A 25146-nucleotide genomic window follows, 5' to 3' on the forward strand; every position below is an offset into this window, starting at 1 on the left:
CCAATGCAGCACAGAAACTTCACCCAGGCTTGCACGCGCGTCGTCGCCGGGATGTTCATTGGCGTCTTGATGGCAGCAGCTCCCGGCGCATTCGCCGATGAAGTAAGCGGTTTTAATCAGAATGCCTCGTATCCGACCACCAACGGCTCGGATCCTCTCTCCCTCCTCACTCCCCAACCCAAGGCTGCTAGCACCGAGAGCAGCGGCGCCAGATCATTCCTTTCCGGTATGGCCGGCAAAGCGGGTGACGTGGTGGTCGGCGCGCTGAACATGATCGGCGTTCGCTACCGTTGGGGCGGCAATACACCAGATTCAGGGCTTGATTGCAGCGGTTTCGTGCGCTACGTGTTCCAGGACACGCTCGGCCTCGCGCTGCCGCGTCGTGCCGAGGAAATGAGCCGGATGGGCGAGAAGGTGCGCGTCAGCGACCTCAAGCCTGGCGATCTGGTGTTCTTCAATACGATGCGCCGCACGTTCTCGCACGTCGGCATCTATATCGGCGACAACAAGTTCGTGCACTCGCCGTCCACCGGCAGCACGATCCGCGTCGACGACATGGATGACGGCTATTGGGAAAAGCGCTTCACGGGTGCGCGTCGGATCGAGACCTCGTATCAGGCCGACGACCTGCGCAAGCGCGTGACCGCGACGATCAGCGGAAATAACTGATTCCGCGCTGAGTCCGGCGATAAAAAAGCCTGCTTCGTTGGAAGCAGGCTTTTTGCATTTGATGCGCGAATTTTGCCCTGGTGGCGCACGGCGACTGTGCGCCACCAGGTTTTCAGGCGCCCATGCGCCGCGCGGCGAGCTTGCTCTGCAATTCCGGCATCATCTTCGCGACCGCTTCCTCGCCGGCGAGGATCGCCGCGTTGCGCTGTGAGAAATCACTGCCGCTCATTGCCGCGAGATTCGGCCGGATCACCACGTCGGCGTACTTGTCGAGCTCGTAGGCCTTGATCGTCTGGCCCATGATCGTGAAGGTCTGCATCAGCACGTAGAACGAGCTCGTGGTGAGCCCGGTCTCCGGCCGCTGCGAGATATCGACGGCGATGACGAAATCCCCGCCCATCTTGCGCGCGAACGACGCCGGTACGGGGCTCACGAGACCCCCATCCACATACTCGTGACCGCCGATCTTCACCGGCTCGAAAATCGACGGCACGCTGCACGACGCGCGCACCGCGGTGCCGGTGTTGCCGCGCTGGAACAGGATCGGCTGGCCGGTTTGCAGATCGGTTGCGACTACGCCGAGGGGCCTCGCCATCTTCTCGATCGGGCGGTTGTTCAGCGTCGTGTTCAGGTAGTTCTGCAGCGCGACGCCCTGCAGGAAGCCGCGCGTACGAAACGGCATCGCCCAGTCGCTGATCGACGCTTCGTCCATCGACAGCGCGAGCTTGTTCAGCGCGAAACCGTTCATGCCCGACGCGTACAGCGCGCCGACCACGGAGCCGGCGCTCGTGCCGGCGATCAGGTCGATCTGGATATTGCGCGCCTCGAGCGCCTTGATCACGCCGATGTGCGCAAAGCCGCGCGCGGCGCCGCCGCCGAGAGCGAGCGCGACGCGAACCGGTTTCTGTTGCGCTTTTTCAGGCGGCGCAACGGCGGGCGTCGCGGTGATGGGCGTGCCATTGAGTTTGCCGTTGGTCGTGGTGCAGGCGGCAAGCACCGCGGATGCGGCCGCCAGCGAAAAGCTGCGGCGGCTCAAACTTGGGGATGAGGGTTTCAACGAGTTCTCCAGCAACGGCGCGGGCGACGCAGGCGGCGTCGCGCGTACCGCGATCAGGCTGAGGTCAGGCCGGGCGTATCGCCGGCGGCGATTCCGCGCGCTGGAGAGTGTCCCGTTCCTATCGGATCGATGTGCGGGGCAAGCCCTTATATCAGCGCGCGCACATCTTAATGCAAACGATCGGCGCGCGCGGTCCGCTGTAATGAAACGTTGCAGAGGAAGTATTCGGAACTGGGGCCGCGTCTTTTCAAGATGAGTTCGGTGAGCGGAGGGAAGGTGCCTGCGCAGGTGTCCGGACGCCGTTCGCCCATGCGCCTTAGGCCGTTCGGACGAGGGCGGCAACCCGCGGGCGGAAGGTATAATTCGCCTCTTGCATCTATTTCCCTCGTGGCCGTGCGCGACATCGCGCGCAGCATGGGCACGCTTCGCTGCCGCGCTTCGCAGCCATGTTCGCTCGAGCGCCGGCGCCTGTTTTCCGAGTAACCGCTAATGACCACCTCCGTTCGTACCCGTTTCGCACCGAGTCCCACCGGCTTCATCCACCTGGGCAACATCCGCTCCGCGCTGTATCCGTGGGCGTTCGCGCGCAAGATGAAAGGGACCTTCGTGCTGCGGGTCGAGGACACCGACGTCGAGCGCTCCACCACCGAATCCGTCGACGCGATTCTCGAGGGCATGGCATGGCTTGGTCTCGATTTCGACGAAGGCCCGTTCTACCAGATGCAGCGCATGGACCGTTACCGCGAAGTGCTGAAGCAGATGCAGGACGCCGGGCTCGTCTACCCGTGCTACATGTCGACCGAAGAGCTCGACGCGCTGCGCGAGCGTCAGCGCGAAGCGGGCGAAAAGCCGCGCTACGATGGCACGTGGCGCCCGGAGCCGGGCAAGGTCCTGCCGGAGCCGCCCGCGGGCGTGACGCCGGTGCTGCGCTTTCGTAATCCGCTGACCGGCGTGGTCGCGTGGGACGACGCGGTGAAAGGCCGCATCGAAATCTCGAACGAAGAACTCGACGACCTCGTGATCGCCCGTCCGGACGGCACGCCGACGTATAACTTCTGCGTCGTCGTCGACGATCTCGACATGCGCATCACTCATGTGATCCGCGGCGACGACCACGTCAACAACACGCCGCGGCAGATCAACATTCTGCGCGCGCTCGGCGGCGAGCCGCCGGTGTATGCACATCTGCCGACCGTTCTGAACGAGCAGGGCGAGAAGATGAGCAAGCGCCACGGCGCGATGAGCGTGATGGGTTATCGCGATGCAGGGTATCTGCCGGAAGCGGTCGTCAACTATCTGGCGCGCCTCGGCTGGTCGCATGGCGACGCGGAGATTTTCACGCGCGAGCAGTTCGTCGAGTGGTTCGATCTCGAGCACCTCGGCAAGTCGCCGGCGCAGTACGACCATGACAAGCTGAACTGGCTCAACGCGCACTACATCAAGGAAGCCGACAACGCACGCCTCGCCGAACTGGCGATACCGTTCTTCGCGGAGCTCGGCATCGACGAAGCCACACTCGCGCAAGGTCCGGATTTGACGGGCGTGGTGGGCCTGATGAAGGATCGTGCGTCGACAGTGAAGGAAATTGCGCAGAACTCCGCGATGTTCTATCGCACGCCGGCACCCGATGCGGAGTCGCTTGCACAGCACGTGACCGACGCGGTTCGTCCGGCGCTCGCTGATCTGGCCGCTGCATTGAAGACGGTCGAATGGACCAAGGAGGCGATCGCCGCCGCGCTGAAGGCTACGCTCGGCGCGCACAAGCTGAAGATGCCGCAGCTCGCGATGCCGGTGCGTTTGCTGGTGGCGGGTACGACGCATACTCCGTCGATCGATAGCGTGCTGATGCTGTTCGGTCGCGACGTCGTCGTTGGCCGTATCGAAACAGCGCTTGGCTGATCAGCTGCGGGCGTGCGTGACAGGGTTTCGCACGCCTTCGGAAAAATCGCATGTAATTGCTCAAAGGGTATTTACAAACCGCAGATCGCCCTCTAGAATCTCGTTTCTCTGATGTGCGCGGGGGTATAGCTCAGCTGGGAGAGCGCTTGCATGGCATGCAAGAGGTCAGCGGTTCGATCCCGCTTACCTCCACCAACACAGCAGAGAGAAGTTAAAGTGGTTAAGAAGTCTGAAAGTTGTAGAAAAAAAGACTTCACATATCGCTGAAACGTAGTTAAAATAGCGGTCTTCGCAGTTGACGTTAAAAAGCTCAGCGAATTAACTGAAAAGTTAGGGCGAGCTGAATAAGTCGAAAGCGAATTAAGACGGATCTGAAAAGATTTTGTCCCCTTCGTCTAGAGGCCTAGGACATCACCCTTTCACGGTGAGTACAGGGGTTCGAATCCCCTAGGGGACGCCAAACATCAGCGTCGCTTTAGTATTCGAGTAGTAGTAAAGCAGCGCAGCTTGCAGAGAATTAACCGACGCTCGCAAGCAGGGTGTAAAGACTGGAGTGGTAGTTCAGTCGGTTAGAATACCGGCCTGTCACGCCGGGGGTCGCGGGTTCGAGTCCCGTCCACTCCGCCAGACAAAGCCCGTTCACACATACCTGAACGGGCTTTTTCATTAAAGGTGTAAGCAGTACGTTGTCCCCTTCGTCTAGAGGCCTAGGACATCACCCTTTCACGGTGAGTACAGGGGTTCGAATCCCCTAGGGGACGCCAGAACATCGGCGTCGTTCGGTTGGAAGTTTGAACGGTGCAGCAGGCTGTGAGCATGGCTCGCAGACTGCGATGCAAAATCTGGAGCGGTAGTTCAGTTGGTTAGAATACCGGCCTGTCACGCCGGGGGTCGCGGGTTCGAGCCCCGTCCGCTCCGCCAGATTTGAGAAAGCCCACTTCACAAGAAGTGGGCTTTTTTTATTTCGGCTGCCCGTGGCCGGCCGCCTCGCGGAAAGCTCGGGACAAACAGCCATTGCCAGCGCGCGCGGCCTGTTTTACCGTTGATCCGACTCATCCTCGCGGTCCTGCCATGTTCGATCCAACCGAAGCCCCGTCACCGTTTCATCTGCGCACGGCAAGCATGGACGATTTCGAGTTTGCCGAGGCGCTGACCCGCAACAACATGGGCGGCTACTATCGCCGGCATCATCTGGTCTGGCGCAGCGATCTGTTTCTCGGCAGTTGGCGGGAATCGGAGAATTTCATTCTCGAAGTGGATAGGGTGCCGATGGGCGTGCTGCGTATCACCGAGGAGGGTGATTCGCTGCATATCCGCGACGTGCAGATTGCCGAAGGATATCGGCGGCTTGGCGCCGGTACGTTTCTTCTCGACATCTCGCATCAATGGGCGCGCGAGCGGGGGCTGCGCGAGTTGCAGTTGCGCGTGTTCGTCGATAATCCGGCTGCGCGGCTCTATCAGCGCAAGGGCTATAAGCTCGCCGGGCCGCGGCTCGCGCAGCTAGGCGCAATCCGTCATCTGGCGCGGCGGGTTTGAGGCCGGGTCTGCGTGGATCGCCGACGCGCACCGCCAGGCATCGACATTCACCGCTCGGCAACATCGGCCGAACCGGCTTGATCCTGTGCCGTTTCATCATCCGCTTGCGCATCATCATCATGCTCGCCGTTGCTTTCGCGATGCTCGGCGCCTCGGTCGATAAACGCGCGTGGACTCGCGCCGAACGCGCGCCGGAACATCGCGGAGAAGGCGCTTTGGCTCTGATAGCCCAGTTCCTGCGCGACATGCGACAGCGGCCGCCCCTGGCTCAACAAGGGAATGGCGCGCGCGAGGATCGCCTGCTGACGCCACTGCGAAAAACTCACCCCCAGCTCCTGACGAAACAGCCGCGCGATCGTCCGCGTGCTCGCGCCAACCGTCGACGCCCACTGTTCGAGCGGCTCGCCGTGCATCGGGTCGGCGATCACGGCCTCGCACAGCGCGCGCAGGCGCTTTTCGCTGGGCATTGGCACGGACAGCGGCAACGGCTCGGAGCGCGTCAGTTCATCGAGAGCGAGCGCGCCGAGCAGTTGCTCGCGTGCGGCGGACAGGCCAGGCGTATCGAGCGCGGCAATCACCTCGCGCAACAGGTTCGATACTTCGACGACGCGCGGCGTATCGAGCCCGGCCGGCACCGTACCCTCGGTGATGTACAGCGTGCGCAGGAACGCATCCTCGACGGCGACCACTTCGTGCGTGACATGCGGCGGCAACCAGATCGCGCGCGATGGCGGCACCATCCACGTCGTGCCCGTTGTCGCGACGCGCAGCACGCCGCGCGACGCATAGGCGACCTGCGCCCATGCGTGCGTATGACGCGCGATATGCCAGCCCGCCGGCATCGGCCGCGAGCGCACACGGATCGGATGCGTGTCGTTCGGCGCGAACTCGGGCGGTATGTCGGCGAAACGCACGCGGCTCAACGGGTTGGACTCGGCGGACGAGGGCATGGCAAATTCGGTTCGGATAACGGAGCCGGCAAGGGCGAGGCGCGGTTGAGGCCATTCACCGGCGCGGGTTCCAAGCATTGTAGATCGTGCCTGGCTGCGGATGCCGTCGGGCCACCGTTGCATAATGTCCCGATGGCCCCCGAGCCACCAACCTCACCTCTGACCACGGAGACTCAACGACGATGCAGACCGTCTTTGTCTATGGCACGCTGCGTGCCGGTGAAACCAACGACATCAGCGAAGCCGCCGCGCGCAACGACCTCCCCGCGCCAAACCTGCTCGGCAGCACCACGGTGCGCGGCCATCTGTTCGATTTTGGCGACTATCCGGGTCTCGTCGTCGACGAAGCGGGCGTCGACGTGGTCGGCGACGTCTATGAAATCGACGATGCGCTCGTCGCCGTGCTCGACGAAATCGAAGCCGTATATCCGGGTGTCGACGAGCGTTTTCTGGCCCGCGAGGTGATGGTCAAAGTAGACGGAAACGTCGTGAATTGCCGCTTCTATCCGGTTGTGCCGAACGCGGTAAAAGGGCTGCCCGAAATCCGTTCGGGAGATTGGGTCAAACATCGGCGCACGCGCTGAGCCGGTGCGCGCAAGCGGCCAATAGAGCAGCGCGCCACGTATGTCCGCGGCGCGCCGTCATTCAAGCTGATGCGATCGCCTGGCTCGAGCAGGCACGAGGCGCCCGAGCCGAGCCCGCCTCATCGACACCATCAAATCTCTTCGTAAAGCGGCAGCGTCAGAAAATCGGTGAACTGCTCCGCGGTCGACATCTGCTCGAAGATCTGCGCGGCGCGCTGATACGGCTTCGTATCTCCGCCCACCGTCTGTTTGACCTTGTCGAGTTCCTGCCCCGCGAGCTCGCGCACCAGTTCGACCGTCACCTTGCGGCCGTCATCGAGCTTGCCCTTCGGCGAGCGGATCCACTGCCACACCTGCGAGCGCGAAATCTCGGCGGTGGCCGCGTCTTCCATCAGGTTGTGAATCGGCACGCAGCCATTGCCCGCGAGCCACGAACCGAGGTAGTGGATGCCGACGTTGATGTTGTTGCGCAAGCCCGCTTCGGTGATCGGCGTTTCCGGGCGGAAGTCGAGCAGATCGGTCGCGGTCACGAGCACGTCGACGCGCTGCTTGTCGATCTGGTTCGGCCGGTCGCCGAGCACCTTGACGAACTCTTCCATCGCGACCGGCACGAGACCCGGATGCGCGACCCAGCCGCCGTCGTAGCCATCGCCGGCGTCGCGCGCCTTGTCCGAGCGCACGCCGGCCATCGCCTTGTCGTTCGCGGCCGCATCGTTCTTGATCGGAATCAGCGCGCTCATGCCGCCGATCGCCGGCGCGTTGCGGCGATGGCAGGTCTTCAGCAACAGCAGCGCGTACGCGCGCATGAACGGCGAGGTCATCGTGATCTGCGAGCGATCGGCGAGGCAGAAGTCGCGGTCGCTCTTGAACTTCTTGATCGCCGAGAAGATGTAGTCCCAGCGGCCCGCGTTCAGGCCCGAGCTATGTTCGCGCAGCTCGTACAGGATTTCGTCCATTTCGAACGCGGCGACGATCGTCTCGATCAGCACCGTCGCGCGAATCGTGCCACGCGGCACGCCAACGGCTTCCTGCGCGGCGACGAAGATGTCGTTCCACAGGCGCGCTTCGAGATGGCTCTCCATCTTCGGCAGATAGAAGTACGGGCCCGAGCCGCGCGCGATCAGTTCCTTCGCGTTGTGCACCATGTACAGCGCGAAATCGAAGATGCCACCCGACACGCGCTTGCCATCGACCTTCACGTGCTTCTCGTCGAGATGCCAGCCGCGCGGACGCACGATCAGCGTCGCGGTCTTGTCGTTGAGCCGGTACGACTTGCCGTTCTGTTCGAGCGAGATCGTGCGGCGCACTGCGTCCTTCAGATTGATATGACCGGTGATCTGGTTGTCCCAGCTCGGCGCATTCGAATCCTCGAAGTCGGTCATGTAGGAGTCCGCGCCCGAATTGAGCGCGTTGATGATCATCTTGCGCTCGACAGGTCCGGTGATCTCGACGCGCCGGCACTGCAGATCCTGCGGCAGCGGCGCGATCTTCCAGTCGCCTTCGCGCACGCTCTTCGTGGCGGCGAGGAAGTCGGGCCGCTCGCCCGCGTCGAGCCGCTTCGTACGTTCGACGCGCGTCTGCAGCAACTGCTGACGACGCGGCTCGAACGTGCGGTGCAAGGCCGCGACGAGTTCCAGCGCTTCGCGGGTGAGGATCGCTTCAAAGCCGGGCTTGATGTCGCCGGTGATTTCCATGCCTTGCGGCAACGACAGCGGATTAGCCATGTTTTCTCCTTGGTCGGTCAGATTGCAAAAGTGCGAAGGTTGAAGATGGGAGACGGTTCCCGAAAGCGAGCGGGCCGTCATACGCGCGGGCTGGCGCGCTTGCGGCCGCCACTGCCATGAGTTTTGGTTTGACGGCCGCCGCTCGAGCGCGACGACGTCGAGAGCGTCCGCAGAAAGCCCAGCAGATCGTTCATGCCGCCGCCGGTGCCATGCGGGCTCACTCCAAGCTCTTCGACGGGCAGGTTCTGCCGGTTCAGCCAGAACGTCGTGAAGCCGAACCACGTCGCGCCCGCGACGTCCCAGCCGTTCGACGACACGAACACGATCTCGCGCGCGGCCACGCCGAACGCATCGGGGCCGAGCGCATACGCGGCGGGCGCGGGTTTGTAGGCGCGCACCGCATCGACCGACAGCACATGATCGAAGAGGGCGCTCATGCCGGCGCTCTTGACCGCGATGTCGAGCATTTGCGGATTGCCGTTGGACAGAATCGCGAGCCCGAGTCTGAGCCCGCCACGCGGCGCGGCAGCGGGCTCGCGCAACGTGCGCAGCACCGGCACCGCGTCGGGAAACGCCGACAGGCACGCGTATTCGTCCATCAGACGCTTTTCGGCCGAGCGGCCGAGCGTGAGCTGCAGTCTTTTCGCGGCGAAGCGCAGTGCGTCGAGCGTGATGTCCCAGAACGGGCGGTAGTGTTCGCCGGGGGCGTCGCTGCGCGCGGCGAGCGTGCGCAGTTGCGTGTACTCGATCTGCTTCTGGCGCCAAAGCTGCGACAGCAGGTCGCCGTGTCCGGGGAATAGTTGCTCCGCTGCGGCGATCACCGAATGCACGTCGAACAACGTGCCGTAGGCGTCGAAAATCACAGCTCGCGGTGAGGGTGTCGTTGTGGCCGACATTGCCATGCGCTCCTGTCAGAGGTCGGGATCGATTGTATTGGTGACTTTAGGTGCTAAAAAATACGCTAAAGATCACTTGATCTTTTACTTTCATAAACCTAATCTCGCACACAACCCTCACTCTTGCGCCGATTTCATTGGTTCGCACGGCGCGCATCGTTCATGGACCGTTTCAAGCAGATGGAGACCTTCGCCACCGTCGCGGCCAAAGGCAGCCTGTCTGCGGCGGCGCTCGCGGAGGGCGTCGCTCCCGCGATCATCGGCCGGCGCATCGACGCGCTCGAGGAGCGCCTCGGCGTCAAGCTGCTGGTTCGCACGACGCGCAAGATCACGCTGACCTTCGAAGGCTCGGCCTTTCTCGAAGACTGCCAGCGCATCCTTCACGACATGCAGAACGCCGAGGCGAGCGTGTCGGCGGGCGGCGTCAAGGCGAGCGGCCATCTGCGGCTGTCGGCGCCGGCCGGTTTCGGGCGCCGGCACGTGGCGCCACTGGTGCCCGCATTCACTGTCGCGCATCCGGACGTGTCGATCACGCTCGATCTGTCCGATCGTCTCGTCGATCTCGTCAACGAGGGCTTCGATTGCGCTGTGCGGCTCGGCGAGTTGCCCGATTCGTCGCTGGTGTCGCTGAAGCTCGCCGAAAACCGCCGCGTGTGCGTCGCGTCGCCCGCGTATCTGAACCGGCGCGGCGCGCCGCACAGCCTCGCCGAGCTGGCGCGCCACAACTGCCTCGCGCTCGGCGCGAGCGCGAACCAGCAGCGCGGCTGGATGTTCCAGTACGACGGCAAGGTCGTGTCGATCAAGGTGTCCGGCACGATGGAATGCTCGGACGGCGCGGTGCTGCACGAATGGTGTCTCGCCGGACACGGACTGGCGTGGCGCTCCTGGTGGGAAGTCGGCGCGGACCTCGCGGCGGGACGCCTCGTCACGGTGCTCGACGAATTCGCCGCGCCGCCGATCGGCATCCACGCGGTGTTCCCGCAGCGCCGTCATCTGCCGCTGCGGGTGCGGCTGTTTCTGGACTTTCTCAAGCATACGTACGGCGAACCCGGTTACTGGGACTGACGCGCCAATCTCCAGACGGACGCAATTACCCGCATTCATACGCATTACAATCGTTCCGGGCAGCCTGCACCCTGGGCTTTGTTGGACGCTGACGCCGTGCTGCGCGCAGCCGGCGACGGAGGGCATCATGTTCCGGCACATCCTGGTTCCGACCGATGGTTCAGATCTTTCACGCAAGGCGATAGCGGGCGCGATCGATCTCGCGCAGGCCGTGGGCGCCCGCGTGACCGCGTACGCATGTCTGCCGCAATATCCGTACTCGCCGTTCTCCGATGTCGCGGTCGAACCACCCGGCGAGTTCCTGCAACGCAGCGAGCGCGAAGCGCGCGTGCATCTGCGCGAAGTCGAGCATGCGGCCCACCGCGTCGGCGTCCACGTCGAGAGCCGCACGAGCGTGCATCCGGCGCCGTATCTCGGCATCATCGAAGCGGCCGAGCAGGGCGGCTGCGACGTGATCTTCATGGCGTCGCATGGGCGGCGTGGGCTCGGCAGCCTGTTGATCGGCAGTGAAACGCAGCGCGTGCTCACGCATACGAAAATTCCTGTGATCGTCTATCGCTGAATCGCTTTGCGCCGCCGCCGGCGGCGTACCGGCATCCGCGGCCTTCAAAAAAAACGCACCGGCGGTGAAGCCGGCGCGTTCAGGTTCGCCGCACGCTTGCCGCGTGCTGGCTTCTCTCAGACCCCGGCCGCTGGCATGCGCACTAATGCTCCTGCCAATCCGGTACGGCGCGGTCCCCCCTGTGTCGGCGGCACTCTGAAGGTGCCGCTCGACATTTGCCAATCGTTGCTGCGTTCAGGCCACGGGATTGCGTGACCCGACCGGCTGGTCTCAGGCGACCTTCTTGTCGAAGAACTGCTCGTTTTCCGTCGAACCATGCAGCGCGGTCGTCGATGCTTCGCGCTCGACCGTCTGCGTGACGGCGTCGAAGTAGCCGGTGCCAACTTCGCGCTGGTGCTTGACCGCGGTGAAGCCCTTTTCGGCCGCCGCGAATTCCGCCTGCTGCATTTCGACGAATGCGGTCATCTGGTTGCGCGCATAGCCGTACGCGAGGTTGAACATCGAGTAGTTCAGCGCGTGGAAGCCGGCCAGCGTGATGAACTGGAACTTGTAGCCCATTGCGCCGAGCTCGCGCTGGAACTTCGCGATCGTCGCGTCGTCGAGGTTCTTCTTCCAGTTGAACGACGGCGAGCAGTTGTACGACAGCAGCTGGTCCGGGTACTCCTTGTGGATCGCGTCGGCGAATTTCTTCGCGAACTCGAGGTCCGGCTTGCCGGTTTCGCACCAGATCATGTCGGCGTAAGGCGCGTACGCGAGGCCACGCGAGATCGCCTGTTCGAGGCCCGGCTTCGTGCGATAGAAGCCCTCGACGGTGCGCTCACCGGTCAGGAAGGGGCGGTCGTTGTCGTCGATGTCCGAGGTCACGAGGTCGGCGGCTTCCGCGTCGGTGCGGGCGAGCAGCACGGTCGGCACGCCCGACACGTCGGCGGCCAGACGCGCGGCGGTCAGCTTCGCGACGGCTTCGCGGGTCGGCACGAGCACCTTGCCGCCCATGTGGCCGCACTTCTTGACCGAGGCGAGCTGGTCTTCGAAGTGCACGCCCGACGCGCCCGCTTCGATCATCGCCTTCATCAGTTCGAACGCGTTCAGCACGCCGCCGAAACCGGCTTCCGCGTCGGCCACGATCGGGGCGAAGTAATCGACGTAGCCTTCATCGCCCGGGTTCTTGCCTTCCGACCACTGGATCTGGTCGGCGCGCGTCAGGGTGTTGTTGATGCGCTTGACGACGAGCGGCACCGAGTTGGCCGGATACAGCGATTGGTCCGGGTACATTTCACCGGCGACGTTGGCATCGCCCGCGACCTGCCAGCCTGACAGATAGATTGCCTTCAGACCGGCCTTCACTTGCTGCATCGCCTGGTTGCCGGTGAGCGCGCCGAGCGAGTTGACGAACGGCTCGCTGTTCACCGCGGCCCACAGCTTTTCGGCGCCGCGCTTTGCGAGCGTGTGCTCGGGTTGCACCGAGCCGCGCAGACGCACCACGTCCTCGGCCGAGTAGGTGCGCTTGACACCCTTCCAACGCGGGTCCGTTTCCCATTGTTGCTTGAGTTGCTGCACTTGCTGTTCGCGGGTCATTGTCATGATGTGCTCCTTCGATGCCAGTTATGGAGGATGGGTGACTCTGTCTTCTCGAAGCGTAGGGCCAGCAGAGGCGTTCTGGTTCGTGAACTCTTATATAAGAGTCTAGGCAAATCGATGGACGCACAGTAGACGCCGCAAAGCGTTTTTCCAATATTTATTTTTTCATGAAATCAACAGGTTAAATCCTGCGTTTCGCGATGAGAAACGATATTTTCCCTGCTGCAATCGCTGTTCTTGTGCTTTGCAGCATCATTTTTTACGACGCAAAAAATTTTTTTATATCGTGAAATTTGGGGCGGGCAGCCGATAGGCGAAAAAAAACCGGCGCCTGAGCGCCGGTTTCTTCTGTTGCCACGGACGGCGCGAAGCCGCCCGTGGGTCTGATGGCTAGCGATTAGCTGCCGCGACGTGCCGAACGGGGACCGTCGTTGCGGCGCGCGCCGTAACCGTCGCGCGAACCGTAACCGTCGCGCGAACCATAGCCGTCACGCGAACCGCCGTGGCTTTCGCGCGAGCCGTAGCCGTCACGCGAACCGCCGGCCGACTTGTTGCCCCAGCCGCCGCCGTTGCTGTTGCCGTTGCCGTTGCGCGAGCCACCGTAGCCGCCCGGCTTGCCCGAGCCGCTGCCGAAGCGGCGGCCGTTACCGCCCGGACGACCGCGGCCACCGAATCCAGGACGGCCGTTGCCCGAAGGCGGCGCCTTGCGCGGCTCGAAGCCTTCGACGACGTTGACCGGCAGCGGCGTGCGCACGAAGCGCTCGATGCGCTTCAACGCGCCCTGTTCGGCGTGATGCACGAGGCTCACCGCGATACCCGAGCGGCCCGCGCGGCCGGTACGGCCGATACGGTGCACGTAGTCTTCGGCGAACTTCGGCAGGTCGTAGTTGAACACGTGCGTGATGCCCGGGATGTCGATACCGCGAGCGGCGACGTCGGTTGCAACCAGCACGCGCACGCGGCGCTCGCGCAGCGCGCGGATCGTGCGGTTACGCGCGCCTTGCGGCAGATCGCCGTGCAGCGCGGCCGATTCGAAACCGGCGTCGGCCAGACGGCCTGCCAGCTGGTCGGCGTCCATCTTGGTTGCCGTGAAGACGATGGCCTGGTCGAGGCCGGAGTCGCGCAGCAGATGGTCGAGCAGACGGTCCTTGTGATCGCGGTCGTCGACGTAGTGGACGGTTTGCGCGATGTTGGTGCGCTGCTCCATGCGCTGGACGATCTCGATACGCTCCGGGTCCTTCAACAGACGGCCGGTCAGCGAGCCGATCTTGCCGTCGAGCGTGGCCGAGAACAGCATGGTCTGACGCGTAGCCGGCGTCTCGGCGACGATCGTGTCGATGTCGTCGATGAAGCCCATGTCGAGCATGCGGTCGGCTTCGTCGAGCACGAGGATCTGCAGTTGCGACAGATCGATGCGGCCGCGCTCGAGGTGGTCGATCAGACGGCCCGGCGTCGCAACGAGGATTTCAGGGTTCTTCGCGAGCAGCATCAGCTGCTGGCCGTAAGCGACGCCGCCGAGAATGCTGACGGTGCGCAGGCGCTTGAGGTGCTTGCCGTACGTCGCGGCGGCGGTCGTGACCTGCATCGCGAGTTCGCGGGTCGGCGTCAGCACCAGCATGGTCGGACGTGCGACAGGCTGCGGACGGCGGCCGCGGCCACCGTCGGCCGGGCGCGGTTCGCGCGGCTGGCTCGCTTGGGCCTTTTGCAGCTGCGCGAAACGCTCGATGGCGGGCAGCATGAAGGCGGCGGTCTTGCCCGAACCGGTCGGGCTCGAAACCAGCAGATCGCGGCCGGCGATACCAGCCGGCACAGCGCGTTGCTGCACCGGGGTGGGGTGCTCGTAGCCAGCGGCGGTCAGCGCGGAGACGACTTCCGCGGACAGGCCGAGCGACGCGAAGCTCGGCTTGGCGTCAGCTTGTGCGACGGCTGCGGGAGTGGCGGGCGCGAGACCAAGTGCTTCGTCGGCGATGGCGTTCAACGGGCTGCTGGGTGTGTTGCTCAAAGTCATGTGAATCCTTGAAAACGATCCTGGGTGGTTCATCGGATGAAAAACGTCAACGCCAATCGGCATACCCAAGTCGTCGGATTCAGCGAGCAAAAAAGCAGCGAGCAAATCGAAAAACGGGGGCAACTCGCGACAATGAAGGCGAGTTTTTCGTTAGAAGCTGTATCGGATGCGACATGCCAACATGGCGAGTCGCCAGCCTGGGACTTGAGCCCGTAGTGGGCTAGGCAGAAGGGGACAGGTTCTAAACTGGATTGGAGCAAACGCTATGGGACGCTGCGCCGCGAGGACCGTTGGAAAAAACGGGCGAAGCAGTGAAGCGCAGGCGGCATTATAGCGACCTTTGCTGCACTGCGCCACCATTCAGGCAATTCCGACAGAAAAAAGCGCCGGAATGCAGTAGGGAAGTGAGATTGGCGCGCCGGAGACTCAGGCCGCGGCGCCGCTCTTCAGCGATTCGACGAGTTCGACGTATTGCTGCTTGGCAGCGTCCTGCGCGGTGCCCTTGAGCGCCGCCCAAGCTTCATACTTGTATTTGCCAACGATGTCGGTGAAGCCCGGCTTGTCGCCGTGCACGTCGCCTTCGCTCGCCTGCTTGAAGAGCGCATACAGACGCAGCAGCGTCAGATTGCCCGGACGCTCGGGCAACTGCTTCACGTCCTGCTGGGCTTGTTCGAACCGGGAGTTGATATCGGTCATGGTGGTTTGGCCCGCGTGGCGGGGTAGATGAGATCGGCTGAAAATCATAACAATTGACCGCCGTCGCGGGGCCGAGGGCTTATTCCAAACCGGGCTGCCGCGAAGGGGGGCAGCGTGGTCGCGCAAACCACCATTCACGCGCACCGCGCCGATTACAATACGGTCCATGACTCAAACAGTGCTCCTTGCAATCGATACTTCGACCGAATTCTGTTCGGCGGCGCTCGTGTCCGCGTCCGTCGATGCCGCCGGTCAGCCCAACGCCGAACCGCGCGTCTGGGTTCGTCACGAACAAACCGGCGCGGTGTCCAGTACCCGCCTGCTGCCGGCGATCCGCGAACTGTTCGACGAAGCCGGCCTCACGTTGGCGGACTGCGACGCGATCGCGTTCGGCTCGGGTCCGGGTTCGTTCACCGGACTGCGTACGGCGACCGGTGTCGCCCAAGGCCTCGCGTTCGGCCTGAACCTGCCCGTCGTACCGATCGGCACGCTGCTCGCGTGCGCGGAGAGCGCCCGCCTGCGCGATCCGTCGACGACGCGCGTGCTCGCCGCGCTCGACGCGCGCATGGACGAAATCTACTGGGCCGACTATGCGTGGGACGACGCGCAACACGAATGGCGCACCGTTCAGACGGCGTCGCTCGATGCGCCCGAGCGGATCGTGTTGCCCGACGTACCGTTCACACTCGCCGGCAACGCGGCCGCCGCGTTCGGCGAGCGGTTGCCGGTGGTCGCGGCCGCGCGAAGCGTCGATGGCGAGGCGTTGCCGCATGCGTTGCCGCTCGCGTACGCGGCGCTGCGCGCGTTTCATACGGGTCGCACGGTACCAGCCGATCAGGCCGCGCCCGAGTACGTCCGCGACAAGGTCGCGCAGACGACCGCCGAGCGCATGGCCGACAAAGCGGCGAAATCAGCCAAAGCGGCTCATAGCGCCGGGCAGTCCGCACAGAGTGCGCCCAACGGCGCGGCTGGCCAGCCGTCCCACGACGAGGCGCGCCCATGAGCGGCGTGTTGCTCACGGACCGCTACATGTCGCCGATGACCGAAAGCGACCTGGACGAAGTCGCCGCGATCGAGAAGCTGGCGTATGAGTTTCCGTGGAGTCGCGGCAACTTCGGCGACTCGCTGCGCAACGGCTATTTCGGCGTCTGTCTGCGTCACGTGACGGGCACTTTGATCGGCTATTGCGTGCTGATGCCGGTCGTCGATGAAATGCATCTGCTGAATCTTTGCGTCGCACCGCAAGCGCAAGGCGCCGGCGCGGGCCTCGCGCTGCTGCGCGAGGCGGTGCGCATCACGCACGCGGAGAAGCTCGAGGGGCTGCTGCTCGAAGTGCGGCCGTCGAATCATCGGGCGATCCGTTTATACGAGCGCTTTGGCTTCGCATCGATCGGCCGGCGCAAAAATTATTATCCGGCGCGGCATCGCGCCCGGGAGGACGCGATCGTGATGCGTCTGTCGTTTGGCACGGAGGGCGAAGATGGCGCTGCATGAATCGGTGCTCGAAGAATTTGGACTCGCGCCGTTGTGGGTGCGTCGCGGACTCACCGCGCGGGAGGCGGAGGCCGGGCAGGGTGATGCGTCGCAGTCGCTGCGGGAACACGCAAACGACGAGCGTCGCGCGGAACCGGCGCCGCAGATCGCGCACGAACCGCTGCGCGCATCCGCCGACGCGCAGCCGCAGCAAGCGACGCGTGAATCCGCACCGCGCTTCGACGAAACCGCCGCACGCCACGAGCCATCGCAACCGCAACCCGACTTTTCAGTCCCGCCGACTTTCGACGCCCCACCCGACGACGACTTCGCGTGGTTCGACGATCCAACCGCATCGGCCCCCGCACCCGCCGAAGCACGCCGCGACGCGCCCGCTCTGCCGGCTATCCACACGCTCGATTGGGACGCGCTCGCCGAGCGCGTCGCCGGATGCGAGGCCTGCCGGCTGTGCGAGAAGCGCACGAACACGGTGTTCGGCGTCGGCAATCGCGAGGCCGACTGGATGCTGATCGGTGAAGCGCCCGGCGAGAACGAGGACCGTCAAGGCGAACCGTTCGTCGGCCAGGCCGGCAAACTGCTCGACAACATGCTGCATTCGCTCGCGCTCGCGCGCGGCACCAACGTCTATATCGCGAACGTGATCAAGTGCCGGCCGCCTGGCAACCGCAATCCGCAGCCAGATGAGGTCGCGCGTTGTGAACCTTATCTGCAACGCCAGGTGTCGCTCGTGAAGCCGAAGCTGATCGTCGCGCTCGGCCGGTTCGCCGCGCAAAGTCTGCTGAAGACCGAGGCGAGCATTTCGTCGTTGCGCGGCCGCGTGCATGCGTACGAGGGTGTACCGGTGGTCGTCACCTATCATCCGGCCTATCTGCTGCGTAGCCTGCCCGACAAGGCCAAGGCATGGACGGACCTGTGCCTTGCGCGCGCCACGTGGCTCGCGAACGGCGGCGCGCCGTCGAACGAATCAAAGTGACGATCCCCGAGGGACCGGCGGCGCGCATGCCCGCCGCGTCTGTCAGCCGCGCGGCGCTTCTCGATACGTTGCTGGGTTTGCGTGACGATGCTTCAGTCGATGCGCTGCGCGATCCCGCCGTCCGCGATCTCGCCTGGCTGCTGCTGAGTCCCGATCTGTTACGCCCTCAGCCTCCCGCGGGCGCGCTCGCCGATCCATTCGACACACCGCAGGAATTGCAGGCCACGCTCGACTGGCTGCACGCGCTCGATGCCACTCCGGAACCTCTGCATCAGGATCTCGCGGCAACGCGCATCACGCGTCTTGGCCGCTACGCCGAACGCCTGCTGGGCTTTTTCCTTCGTCATGGGCCGGGCACGCAACTTATCGCAGCGGGTGTGCCGCTACGGCACGCGGGCGGCACGCTCGGTGAATGCGATTTCCTCGTGCGCACACGCGAGGGCGCGCGACTGCATTGGGAACTCGCGGTGAAGTGCTATCTGCATGCGGGCGATCCGAATGGGGCAGAGGCGGCGGGTCTCGCCGATTATGTCGGCCCCAATCTGAAGGACCGCTTCGATCTGAAGCTCGCGCATCTTCTCGATCATCAGTTGCCGCTCAGCGCACGCGACGAATTTGCATCGACGGGCTATACGGGCGCGTGGACGCCGCAGATGTTCGTCAAAGGCTGGCTGTTTTACCGGCATGGCGCCACGTCCGCCGATCCTGCCGAACTCGATCCCGCGCATGGCCGCGGCTGGTGGGTTACGCATCGCGACTGGCCGGCTTTCGAGTGCGCGCACAGGCACAAGTGGCGGCTGTTGCCGCGGCTCGAATGGCTCGCGCCGCAGTATCGAATGCGAGCCGGCGCGGACGACTCGAGCTATGTCGACGCAACCGCGCTCGCCGCTCGAATCTCACCGCAATACGGCCCGACGATGGTTGCCGGATTCATCGAAGACAACACGGGACGTCTGCTCGAGCGCTCGCGCGGCTTTATCGTGCCCGACGACTGGCCCGAGCACGCGCGGCGTTACGCGAAGCAATAGCGTCGCTCACCACCAGCGATGAAAGTGATGCACCGGCCCCACGCCGTGGCCGACGTCGAGCCGCTCGCTCGCCTGCAGCGCACCGGTTAGATAAACCTTCGCATCGGCCACGGCGCTAGCGAGATCGTCGCGCTGCGGAATCAACGCCGCGATCGCCGACGACAACGTGCAGCCAGTTCCATGCGTGTTCTTCACCGGCACGCGCGGACCGCCGAGACGCAACGTGCCGCTTTCCTGCACGAGCCAGTCGGGGCTATCGGTCGCGCTCAGATGGCCGCCCTTCATCAGCACCGCGCGCGCGCCGAGCCCACGCAGCGCTTCGCCTTGCTCGACCATGCCGGCTTCGCCGGTGGCGGGCTGCGTGCCGAGCAGCGCGGCCGCTTCCGGCAAATTCGGCGTCAGCAGATCGGCGAGCGGCAGAAGTTCGTCGCGTACCACCGCGACCGCATCCGGCAGCAATAGCGCGTGATTGCTCTTCGAGATCATCACCGTGTCGAGCACGATGTGTTTGGGCCGGTGACGGCGCAGCGCGTCGGCGACCGCGCGCGCGATCGGCGCGTTCGCGAGCATGCCGATCTTCACCGCGTCGATGCGGATGTCGTCGAACACCGCGTCGAGCTGCGCGGTGATGAACCCCGGGTCCGGCGCGTGGATCGCGGTCACGCTGCGCGTGTTCTGCGCGGTCAGCGCGGTGATCACGCTCGCGCCATAGGCGCCGAGCGCGGAGAAGGCCTTCAGATCGGCCTGGATGCCGGCGCCGCCGCCGGAATCGGAACCGGCGATCGTCAGCACATTGGGAATCGTTTGAGTCATGGTCGAGCGAGGAAGAAGAAGGGCGCGCTCGTGCGTGTCGCGGCCGGCCCGGCGCGGTCGATCAGTGCTTGGCTTCGCCGATCAGCGCGACCGAATCGAACGCGCGCTGGTTCGCCTGGTGGCGCCGCATCACGAGCCACATCATCACGCACACGAAGGTGCCGAACAGCACGATCACGACGGTAACCGGCACGTCGAGCCACACGAGCACCGCGTACAGGCACAGCATCACGAGCACGGACAGATTCTCGTTGAAGTTCTGCACGGCGATCGAATGGCCTGCCGACAGCAGCACGTGCCCGCGATGCTGCAGCAGCGCATTCATCGGCACGACGAAAAAGCCCGACAGGCCGCCCACGAACATCAGGAAGATGTACGCGAAGATCAGATAGCCCGACACGTGCATGCGGCCGAAATAAATGCCCCAGTGCGGGGGAAACAGATCGCGCGTGTAGAACGCCATCAGCATCACGGAGATACCCATCATGATGCCGACCGGCAAGACCGACAGCGACTTCTTCAACGGCACACGCGAAGCCGCAAAAATCGCGCCGCCCGCGACGCCCACCGCGACCACCGCCTGCAGGATCGCTGCCTCTGACAGCGACATGCCCAACGACACCTCGGCCCATTTCAGCACGATGAATTGCAGCGTCGCGCCCGCGCCCCAGAACAGCGTCGTCACGGCGAGCGAAATCTGTCCGAGCTTGTCACGCCACAGCACGAGAAAGCAATCGGCGAAATCGGTGATCAGACGGATCGGACCGTGTTCCTGGCGCGGATAGCGCGCGCCGGTGTCGGGAATGCGCAGATTGAATAGCGCGGCGACCACGTAAATGCCCATGATCACGAGCATCGCGGCTTCCGCAGGCGTGTTCACGGTGGGGACGTGCCATTTGAGAATCGGCGCGGCGATGTGCGGGCTGATCAGCGCGCCGCCGAGGACCGTGCCGAGAATGATCGAGCCGACCGTGGTGCCTTCGATCCAGCCGTTCGCGGCGACCAGCCGGTCAGGCGGCAACAGTTCGGTGAGAATGCCGTATTTGGCGGGCGAGTAGGCCGCCGCGCCGAAACCGACGATGCCGTACGCAATCAGCGGATGTGCGCCGACCAGCATCGTGATGCAGCCGACCACCTTGATCGTATTGGTGATGAACATCACGCGTCCTTTCGGACGGGAGTCGGCGAATGCGCCGACGAAGGCGGCAAGGACGACGTACGACAGCACAAAAAACAGCTTGAGCAGCGGCGTCATCCAGTTCGGAGCGTGAAGATCTTTCAGCAGTGCGATAGCGGCGATCAGAAGCGCATTGTCGGCCAGCGACGAAAAAAACTGCGCGGCCATGATGGTGTAAAAGCCTTTTTTCATCTGATGCGATGCTGTCCTCGCTGCGGTCCGTCCGCCCCGGCCGTTTGTTATGCGTCCGGGCTTATGCCGATCGAAATGGGTTGTGCGCACGGCTTTATATCATGAAAATAGATGCATTCAGACTAGCAGAATCCTTGATCGCACCGCCCAGCGGGCCGCAGAGCGCTGAAAACGCCTTGTAAGCCGCTGATTCGCAAGTGTCTTTTCGAAAAAATCCCATGCCGCGCCCCCTTTCCGCCACGATTCATACCGCTGCTCTCGCCAATAACCTCGCTGTCGCGCGGCGCTATGCGCCGAAATCGAAAATCTGGGCTGTCGTCAAGGCTAATGCCTACGGGCATGGCCTCGCGCGCGTGTTTCCCGGATTGCGCGCGACGGACGGCTTTGGGTTGCTGGACCTCGAAGAAGCGGTGAAGTTGCGTGAATTGGGCTGGGCAGGCCCAATTCTTCTGCTGGAAGGCTTTTTTCGGCCGACCGACATCGACGTAATCGACCGCTACAGCTTGACCACGGCGCTGCATTCTGACGAGCAGCTGCGCATGCTCGAAATGGCGCGCCTGTCGAAACCGGTCAATATCCAGTTGAAGATGAACACCGGCATGAACCGGCTCGGCTATACGGTCGAAAAATTCCGTGCCGCATGGGAGCGCGCGCGCGCCTGCCCAGGGGTCGGCCAGATCACGTTGATGACGCATTTTTCCGATGCCGATGGCAAGCGCGGCATTGCTCATCAGATGGAGGCGTTCGAGCGCGGCGCGCAGGGCATCGCCGGTGCGCGCAGCCTGTCGAATTCGGCCGCGACGCTGTGGCATCCAGAAGCGCATTTCGACTGGGTGCGTCCCGGCATCATCCTGTACGGCGCGTCGCCGTCCGGCGTGACGGCCGCGATCGACGGCACCGGCCTGCAGCCCGCGATGACGCTCGCGTCGGAACTGATCGCCGTGCAAACGCTCCGCGAAGGCAGTTCGGTCGGCTATGGGTCGACGTTCACCGCGCGCGGGCCGATGCGCATCGGCGTGGTCGCGTGCGGTTACGCGGATGGCTATCCGCGCGTCGCGCCCGAAGGCACGCCGGTGATCGTCGATGGCGTGCGCACGCGAATCGTTGGACGTGTGTCGATGGACATGCTGACCGTCGACCTGACCCCGGTGCCGACCGCCAACGTCGGCTCGCGCGTGGAACTGTGGGGTACCGCGCTGCCCATCGACGACGTCGCGCAGGCCTGCGGCACGATCGGCTACGAGCTGATGTGCGCGGTCGCGCCGCGTGTGCCGGTTCGGGCGGAGTAACGCGTGGCGAAAGCGAAGACGTTGTACATCTGCGGCGAATGCGGCGGACAGTCGCCGAAGTGGTCCGGTCAATGCCCGTCCTGCCAGGCGTGGAACACGCTCGTCGAATCGGTCGCCGAGGCGCCGTCCGGTCACCGTTTCCAGTCGCTTGCGAAGAGCACACCAGTGCGGCGCCTCGCCGACATCGACGCGTCGGACGTGCCACGCTTTTCCACCGGCGTCAGCGAATTCGACCGCGTGCTCGGCGGCGGCCTCGTGCCGGGCGGCGTGGTGTTGATCGGCGGCGATCCGGGCATCGGTAAATCGACGCTACTGTTGCAGTCGCTCGCGGAAATCGCCGCGGACAAGCGCGCGCTCTATATCAGCGGCGAAGAATCGGGCGCGCAGATCGCGTTGCGCGCGCAACGGCTCGCGCTGCTCGAACCCGGCTCGAAGGCGAGCGAACTGCAATTGCTCGCGGAAATTCAGCTCGAGAAAATTCAGGCGACGATCACCGAGCAACGGCCCGAAGTCGCCGTGATCGATTCGATCCAGACCGTCTATTCGGATGCTTTGACATCGGCACCGGGCTCGGTTGCGCAAGTACGCGAGTGCGCCGCGCAACTCACGCGCATCGCCAAGCAGTCGGGCACCACGATCATCATGGTCGGGCACGTGACGAAAGAGGGCGCGCTTGCGGGGCCGCGCGTGCTCGAACATATCGTCGATACGGTGCTGTATTTCGAGGGGGATACGCACTCGTCGTACCGTCTCGTGCGCGCGATCAAGAACCGCTTCGGCGCGGTCAACGAGCTCGGCGTGTTCGCGATGACCGAGCGTGGTTTGCGCGGCGTCGCGAATCCGTCGGCATTGTTTTTGTCGCAGCACGAGCAGTCGGTGCCGGGTTCGTGCGTGCTCGTCACGCAGGAGGGCACGCGGCCGTTGCTCGTCGAAGTGCAGGCGCTCGTCGATTCGGCCAACGCGCCGAATCCGCGCCGCCTCGCGGTCGGCCTCGAACAGAACCGGCTCGCGATGCTGCTCGCGGTGCTGCATCGGCACGCGGGCATCGCCTGTTTCGATCAGGACGTGTTCCTCAACGCGGTGGGCGGCGTGAAGATCTCCGAGCCCGCCGCAGACCTCTCGGTACTGCTCGCGATTCATTCGTCGATGCGCAACAAGCCGCTGCCGAAAGGGCTCGTCGTGTTCGGCGAAGTCGGCCTCGCCGGCGAAATCCGGCCATCGCCGCGCGGTCAGGAACGCCTGAAGGAAGCGGCCAAGCTCGGCTTCTCGGTGGCGGTGATTCCGAAGGCCAATGCACCGAAACAGCCGATCGAAGGCTTACAGGTCGTTGCGGTCGAACGGATCGAACAGGCCATCGACCGCGTCCGCTCGCTCGAATAGACGGAGCCGGGACGGCTCGCCGGCACTTTGTGCGCTTGCGGTCCCGTAATGCCCTGTAAATATCGCCATATTGGCTGTAACCTGGCCGCCATACCTATTTCCTAAGCTGTAACGATATGCATCCCTTCTGATGCTCGAAAAAGGATCGCGCCTTGAAACAGTCACATGAAACCGCTGCCGACCAGCACATCCAGGTGCGCGGCTGCCGCGTCTCCGCACCGATTCATCAGCCTTGGGGCGGCGCTTGCCGAATCGTCGAGTGGATCGACACCGCCGGGCAGATCTCGCGGCGGGTGGTGGCCGAAGACGTGACAGCCGCCGAAGTGCGCGCCACGATCAGCCGCCATGTGGAAGGTCGCAAGCACTTGCTGTACGACGACGAGAAATCGCCGCGTCAAACGTTGCCGCGACAGACGGCGACGCGGCGTTGACGGTGGCGGTTCAGGCCCCGTCGTCGTCTGAGTCGGCGGCGCTCGCGGCCACCGCCGCATACGCGTGCGGATTGAACAGCGGATGCTGCGCCGCTTCAGCGGGCGTGAGCACCGGCGACACGCAGCAATCGAGCGATTCCAACGATTCCACCCATTCGCCGAGCGTGCGCGTCGCGATCACCTCAGCGAGTTCCCGGATGAGCGCCAAGGCATCGGGACCGCCGATCGCCTGCCCCAGGCTCCAGTGACGCGTCGCCCATTCGGGCCGGTCGAGCGCCATGCACAGCGTTTCCCAGAACTTCAATTCGAGCGCGCCGACCGCGAGCCAGCGCTCATCGCTCGTGCGGTAAAGGTTGTAGCAGGGCACGCCGCCATTCAACAGACCACTGCCCGCGGCGGGCGCCGCCCCTTCGTTGAGCAGCGAGACCTGCGCGACGAAGTTGTGCGCATAGCTCGTGTGTGTCATCGATACATCGACGAAGCGGCCCGCGCCGCCTCGCGCGACATGCCAGAGCGCGGCGAGAATCTGCGTGACCGCGCTCAAGGCGCCACCGAGCAGATCGGCGATCTGGAAGTTCGGCAGGATCGGCGCACCGTCGCGGCTTGCCAGTTGATCGAGCACGCCCGCATAGCCGATGTAGTTCAGGTCGTGACCGGCATGGTCCGCGAATGGACCGCTTGCGCCATATCCGCTGATCGCGCAATAGACGAGCCGCGGATTGGCTGCGCTGAGCGTCGCGTAACCCAGGCCGAGTCGCTCCATCACGCCGGGCCGGAAGCTCTCGATCAGCACGTCCGCCTCGGCCGCGAGCGCGCGCAGCACGTTGCGTCCCGCTTCCGATTTGAGGTCGAGGCGCGTCTCGCGCTTGCCGCGATTGACCATCCGGTAGAACGCACCGGGCCGGCCCGCGACACGATCGCTCGACGATTGCATCATCGTGCGGGTCGGGTCGCCCGCGCCGGGCGCCTCGATCTTCAGCACATCGGCGCCGAGCTCGGCGAGACGCAGCGCGGCCGCCGGCCCCGGCAAGAGGCGCGTGAGGTCGAGCACGCGGAGTCCTTGCAACGGTGGCGGCACCTCGGTTGCCGTTGCAGCTGCGGGTCCAGACACCGATGACGCGGACGACGAGTTCGCGAGTGACAAA

The 25146-nt window shown here is 64.3% G+C and carries 23 protein-coding genes and 5 tRNA genes; 18 read left to right on the top strand and 10 right to left on the bottom strand.

Translation table 11 applies throughout. The features are described from left to right. Nucleotides 1–3 precede the first annotated feature (3 nt). The gene (locus tag AB4Y34_RS11715) at nt 4–669 is read left to right on the top strand and encodes a C40 family peptidase (protein WP_368716100.1); all 666 of its coding nucleotides are present in this window, start codon (nt 4–6) and stop codon (nt 667–669) included. 112 nt (nt 670–781) lie between these two features. On the opposite strand, the gene AB4Y34_RS11720 is transcribed toward AB4Y34_RS11715, so the two are convergent. Continuing rightward, nucleotides 782–1726 (bottom strand): patatin-like phospholipase family protein, encoded by a 945-nt coding sequence (locus AB4Y34_RS11720; protein ID WP_368716101.1) that lies wholly within the window; start codon nt 1724–1726, stop codon nt 782–784. 489 nt (nt 1727–2215) lie between these two features. Here AB4Y34_RS11720 and gltX point away from each other — a divergent pair, with 489 nt between their 5' ends. From gltX to AB4Y34_RS11755, 7 genes are all read left to right on the top strand, one after another. Next, nucleotides 2216–3625 carry a glutamate--tRNA ligase gene (gene gltX / locus AB4Y34_RS11725; protein ID WP_176108256.1) on the top strand — a complete coding sequence of 470 codons (1410 nt, stop codon included), beginning with the start codon at nt 2216–2218 and terminating at the stop codon, nt 3623–3625. A gap of 119 nt (nt 3626–3744) precedes the next feature. Then, a tRNA-Ala gene (locus AB4Y34_RS11730) sits at nt 3745–3820 on the top strand. Between the two features lie 189 nt (nt 3821–4009). Continuing rightward, nucleotides 4010–4085: transfer RNA gene (locus AB4Y34_RS11735), tRNA-Glu, on the top strand. Nucleotides 4086–4175: 90 nt separating this feature from the next. Further along, a tRNA-Asp gene (locus AB4Y34_RS11740) sits at nt 4176–4252 on the top strand. A gap of 61 nt (nt 4253–4313) precedes the next feature. After that, nucleotides 4314–4389: transfer RNA gene (locus AB4Y34_RS11745), tRNA-Glu, on the top strand. Between the two features lie 80 nt (nt 4390–4469). After that, a tRNA-Asp gene (locus AB4Y34_RS11750) sits at nt 4470–4546 on the top strand. 150 nt (nt 4547–4696) lie between these two features. Beyond that, entirely contained in the window at nt 4697–5161 is a 465-nt protein-coding gene (locus tag AB4Y34_RS11755; RefSeq protein WP_176379191.1) for a GNAT family N-acetyltransferase, read from the top strand. A gap of 47 nt (nt 5162–5208) precedes the next feature. Here the strand turns inward: AB4Y34_RS11755 and AB4Y34_RS11760 are convergent, their stop codons facing one another. Then, nucleotides 5209–6111 carry a helix-turn-helix domain-containing protein gene (locus AB4Y34_RS11760; protein ID WP_176379192.1) on the bottom strand — a complete coding sequence of 301 codons (903 nt, stop codon included), beginning with the start codon at nt 6109–6111 and terminating at the stop codon, nt 5209–5211. A gap of 182 nt (nt 6112–6293) precedes the next feature. On the opposite strand from AB4Y34_RS11760, the gene AB4Y34_RS11765 reads away from it, so the two are divergent. Continuing rightward, a complete protein-coding gene (locus AB4Y34_RS11765) occupies nt 6294–6695 on the top strand; it encodes a gamma-glutamylcyclotransferase (RefSeq protein WP_176379193.1) in 402 nt (133 codons plus the stop codon). 131 nt (nt 6696–6826) lie between these two features. On the opposite strand, the gene aceB is transcribed toward AB4Y34_RS11765, so the two are convergent. Together aceB and AB4Y34_RS11775 are read right to left on the bottom strand one after the other, a co-directional pair. Beyond that, a complete protein-coding gene (aceB, locus tag AB4Y34_RS11770) occupies nt 6827–8419 on the bottom strand; it encodes a malate synthase A (RefSeq protein WP_176379194.1) in 1593 nt (530 codons plus the stop codon). Between the two features lie 77 nt (nt 8420–8496). Next, nucleotides 8497–9315, bottom strand: a complete 819-nt coding sequence (locus AB4Y34_RS11775) for a haloacid dehalogenase type II (RefSeq protein WP_368716102.1) — start codon at nt 9313–9315, stop codon at nt 8497–8499. 162 nt (nt 9316–9477) lie between these two features. Between AB4Y34_RS11775 and AB4Y34_RS11780 the strand changes: the two genes are divergently transcribed. Both AB4Y34_RS11780 and AB4Y34_RS11785 read left to right on the top strand, forming a co-directional pair. Next, nucleotides 9478–10380, top strand: coding sequence for a LysR family transcriptional regulator (locus AB4Y34_RS11780; protein WP_368716103.1), 903 nt, complete (start codon nt 9478–9480; stop codon nt 10378–10380). A 127-nt stretch (nt 10381–10507) separates the two neighbouring features. Next, complete coding sequence (locus tag AB4Y34_RS11785) at nt 10508–10942, top strand: universal stress protein (RefSeq protein WP_018435495.1); 435 nt, start codon at nt 10508–10510, stop codon at nt 10940–10942. A gap of 270 nt (nt 10943–11212) precedes the next feature. On the opposite strand, the gene aceA is transcribed toward AB4Y34_RS11785, so the two are convergent. From aceA to AB4Y34_RS11800, 3 genes are all read right to left on the bottom strand, one after another. After that, a complete protein-coding gene (gene aceA / locus AB4Y34_RS11790; RefSeq protein ID WP_026228698.1) occupies nt 11213–12517 on the bottom strand; it encodes an isocitrate lyase in 1305 nt (434 codons plus the stop codon). 400 nt (nt 12518–12917) lie between these two features. Next, nucleotides 12918–14528 (bottom strand): DEAD/DEAH box helicase, encoded by a 1611-nt coding sequence (locus AB4Y34_RS11795; RefSeq protein ID WP_368716104.1) that lies wholly within the window; start codon nt 14526–14528, stop codon nt 12918–12920. A 426-nt stretch (nt 14529–14954) separates the two neighbouring features. Beyond that, complete coding sequence (locus tag AB4Y34_RS11800) at nt 14955–15224, bottom strand: acyl-CoA-binding protein (RefSeq protein ID WP_368716105.1); 270 nt, start codon at nt 15222–15224, stop codon at nt 14955–14957. Nucleotides 15225–15390: 166 nt separating this feature from the next. Between AB4Y34_RS11800 and tsaB the strand changes: the two genes are divergently transcribed. Genes tsaB through AB4Y34_RS11820 form a run of 4 tightly spaced genes read left to right on the top strand, consistent with a single transcriptional unit; the run spans nt 15391 to nt 18719 of the window. Beyond that, nucleotides 15391–16227 carry a tRNA (adenosine(37)-N6)-threonylcarbamoyltransferase complex dimerization subunit type 1 TsaB gene (gene tsaB, locus AB4Y34_RS11805; protein ID WP_176379199.1) on the top strand — a complete coding sequence of 279 codons (837 nt, stop codon included), beginning with the start codon at nt 15391–15393 and terminating at the stop codon, nt 16225–16227. Further along, nucleotides 16224–16718 (top strand): ribosomal protein S18-alanine N-acetyltransferase, encoded by a 495-nt coding sequence (rimI, locus tag AB4Y34_RS11810; RefSeq protein ID WP_176368941.1) that lies wholly within the window; start codon nt 16224–16226, stop codon nt 16716–16718. The genes tsaB and rimI overlap by 4 nt, the downstream gene beginning before the upstream one ends. Next, entirely contained in the window at nt 16705–17691 is a 987-nt protein-coding gene (locus AB4Y34_RS11815; RefSeq protein ID WP_176379200.1) for a uracil-DNA glycosylase family protein, read from the top strand. The genes rimI and AB4Y34_RS11815 overlap by 14 nt, the downstream gene beginning before the upstream one ends. Continuing rightward, nucleotides 17688–18719 (top strand): DUF1853 family protein, encoded by a 1032-nt coding sequence (locus AB4Y34_RS11820; protein ID WP_368716106.1) that lies wholly within the window; start codon nt 17688–17690, stop codon nt 18717–18719. Before AB4Y34_RS11815 ends, AB4Y34_RS11820 begins: the two co-directional genes overlap by 4 nt. Before the next feature lie 6 nt (nt 18720–18725). Here the strand turns inward: AB4Y34_RS11820 and thiD are convergent, their stop codons facing one another. Beyond that, nucleotides 18726–19532 (bottom strand): bifunctional hydroxymethylpyrimidine kinase/phosphomethylpyrimidine kinase, encoded by an 807-nt coding sequence (gene thiD / locus AB4Y34_RS11825; RefSeq protein WP_368716107.1) that lies wholly within the window; start codon nt 19530–19532, stop codon nt 18726–18728. A gap of 61 nt (nt 19533–19593) precedes the next feature. Beyond that, nucleotides 19594–20901, bottom strand: a complete 1308-nt coding sequence (gene lplT, locus AB4Y34_RS11830; RefSeq protein ID WP_176108269.1) for a lysophospholipid transporter LplT — start codon at nt 20899–20901, stop codon at nt 19594–19596. A gap of 218 nt (nt 20902–21119) precedes the next feature. Here lplT and alr point away from each other — a divergent pair, with 218 nt between their 5' ends. The 3 genes from alr to AB4Y34_RS11845 all read left to right on the top strand — a co-directional run bounded on the left by alr (nt 21120) and on the right by AB4Y34_RS11845 (nt 24001). Further along, complete coding sequence (alr, locus tag AB4Y34_RS11835; RefSeq protein WP_176379202.1) at nt 21120–22190, top strand: alanine racemase; 1071 nt, start codon at nt 21120–21122, stop codon at nt 22188–22190. Nucleotides 22191–22193: 3 nt separating this feature from the next. Continuing rightward, a complete protein-coding gene (gene radA / locus AB4Y34_RS11840) occupies nt 22194–23570 on the top strand; it encodes a DNA repair protein RadA (RefSeq protein ID WP_176379203.1) in 1377 nt (458 codons plus the stop codon). A 152-nt stretch (nt 23571–23722) separates the two neighbouring features. After that, the gene (locus AB4Y34_RS11845) at nt 23723–24001 is read left to right on the top strand and encodes a DUF2866 domain-containing protein (RefSeq protein ID WP_176108271.1); all 279 of its coding nucleotides are present in this window, start codon (nt 23723–23725) and stop codon (nt 23999–24001) included. Nucleotides 24002–24011: 10 nt separating this feature from the next. Here the strand turns inward: AB4Y34_RS11845 and AB4Y34_RS11850 are convergent, their stop codons facing one another. Next, on the bottom strand, nt 24012–25067 hold the full coding sequence (locus AB4Y34_RS11850; RefSeq protein ID WP_176379204.1) for a CaiB/BaiF CoA-transferase family protein: 1056 nt from the start codon (nt 25065–25067) through the stop codon (nt 24012–24014). Between the last annotated feature and the right edge of the window lie 79 nt (nt 25068–25146).

Source organism: Paraburkholderia sp. BR10954 (genome assembly GCF_040965775.1).
Lineage (GTDB): Bacteria > Pseudomonadota > Gammaproteobacteria > Burkholderiales > Burkholderiaceae > Paraburkholderia > Paraburkholderia youngii.

Coding starts and splice junctions, on each gene's coding strand:
- AB4Y34_RS11715 (WP_368716100.1), top strand. CDS start 4: ATGCAGCACAGAAACTTCACCCAGGCTTGCACGCGCGTCGTCGCCGGG.
- gltX (WP_176108256.1), top strand. CDS start 2,216: ATGACCACCTCCGTTCGTACCCGTTTCGCACCGAGTCCCACCGGCTTC.
- AB4Y34_RS11755 (WP_176379191.1), top strand. CDS start 4,697: ATGTTCGATCCAACCGAAGCCCCGTCACCGTTTCATCTGCGCACGGCA.
- AB4Y34_RS11760 (WP_176379192.1), bottom strand. CDS start 6,111: ATGCCCTCGTCCGCCGAGTCCAACCCGTTGAGCCGCGTGCGTTTCGCC.
- AB4Y34_RS11765 (WP_176379193.1), top strand. CDS start 6,294: ATGCAGACCGTCTTTGTCTATGGCACGCTGCGTGCCGGTGAAACCAAC.
- aceB (WP_176379194.1), bottom strand. CDS start 8,419: ATGGCTAATCCGCTGTCGTTGCCGCAAGGCATGGAAATCACCGGCGAC.
- AB4Y34_RS11775 (WP_368716102.1), bottom strand. CDS start 9,315: ATGTCGGCCACAACGACACCCTCACCGCGAGCTGTGATTTTCGACGCC.
- AB4Y34_RS11780 (WP_368716103.1), top strand. CDS start 9,478: ATGGACCGTTTCAAGCAGATGGAGACCTTCGCCACCGTCGCGGCCAAA.
- AB4Y34_RS11785 (WP_018435495.1), top strand. CDS start 10,508: ATGTTCCGGCACATCCTGGTTCCGACCGATGGTTCAGATCTTTCACGC.
- aceA (WP_026228698.1), bottom strand. CDS start 12,517: ATGACCCGCGAACAGCAAGTGCAGCAACTCAAGCAACAATGGGAAACG.
- AB4Y34_RS11795 (WP_368716104.1), bottom strand. CDS start 14,528: ATGACTTTGAGCAACACACCCAGCAGCCCGTTGAACGCCATCGCCGAC.
- AB4Y34_RS11800 (WP_368716105.1), bottom strand. CDS start 15,224: ATGACCGATATCAACTCCCGGTTCGAACAAGCCCAGCAGGACGTGAAG.
- tsaB (WP_176379199.1), top strand. CDS start 15,391: ATGACTCAAACAGTGCTCCTTGCAATCGATACTTCGACCGAATTCTGT.
- rimI (WP_176368941.1), top strand. CDS start 16,224: ATGAGCGGCGTGTTGCTCACGGACCGCTACATGTCGCCGATGACCGAA.
- AB4Y34_RS11815 (WP_176379200.1), top strand. CDS start 16,705: ATGGCGCTGCATGAATCGGTGCTCGAAGAATTTGGACTCGCGCCGTTG.
- thiD (WP_368716107.1), bottom strand. CDS start 19,532: ATGACTCAAACGATTCCCAATGTGCTGACGATCGCCGGTTCCGATTCC.
- lplT (WP_176108269.1), bottom strand. CDS start 20,901: ATGAAAAAAGGCTTTTACACCATCATGGCCGCGCAGTTTTTTTCGTCG.
- alr (WP_176379202.1), top strand. CDS start 21,120: ATGCCGCGCCCCCTTTCCGCCACGATTCATACCGCTGCTCTCGCCAAT.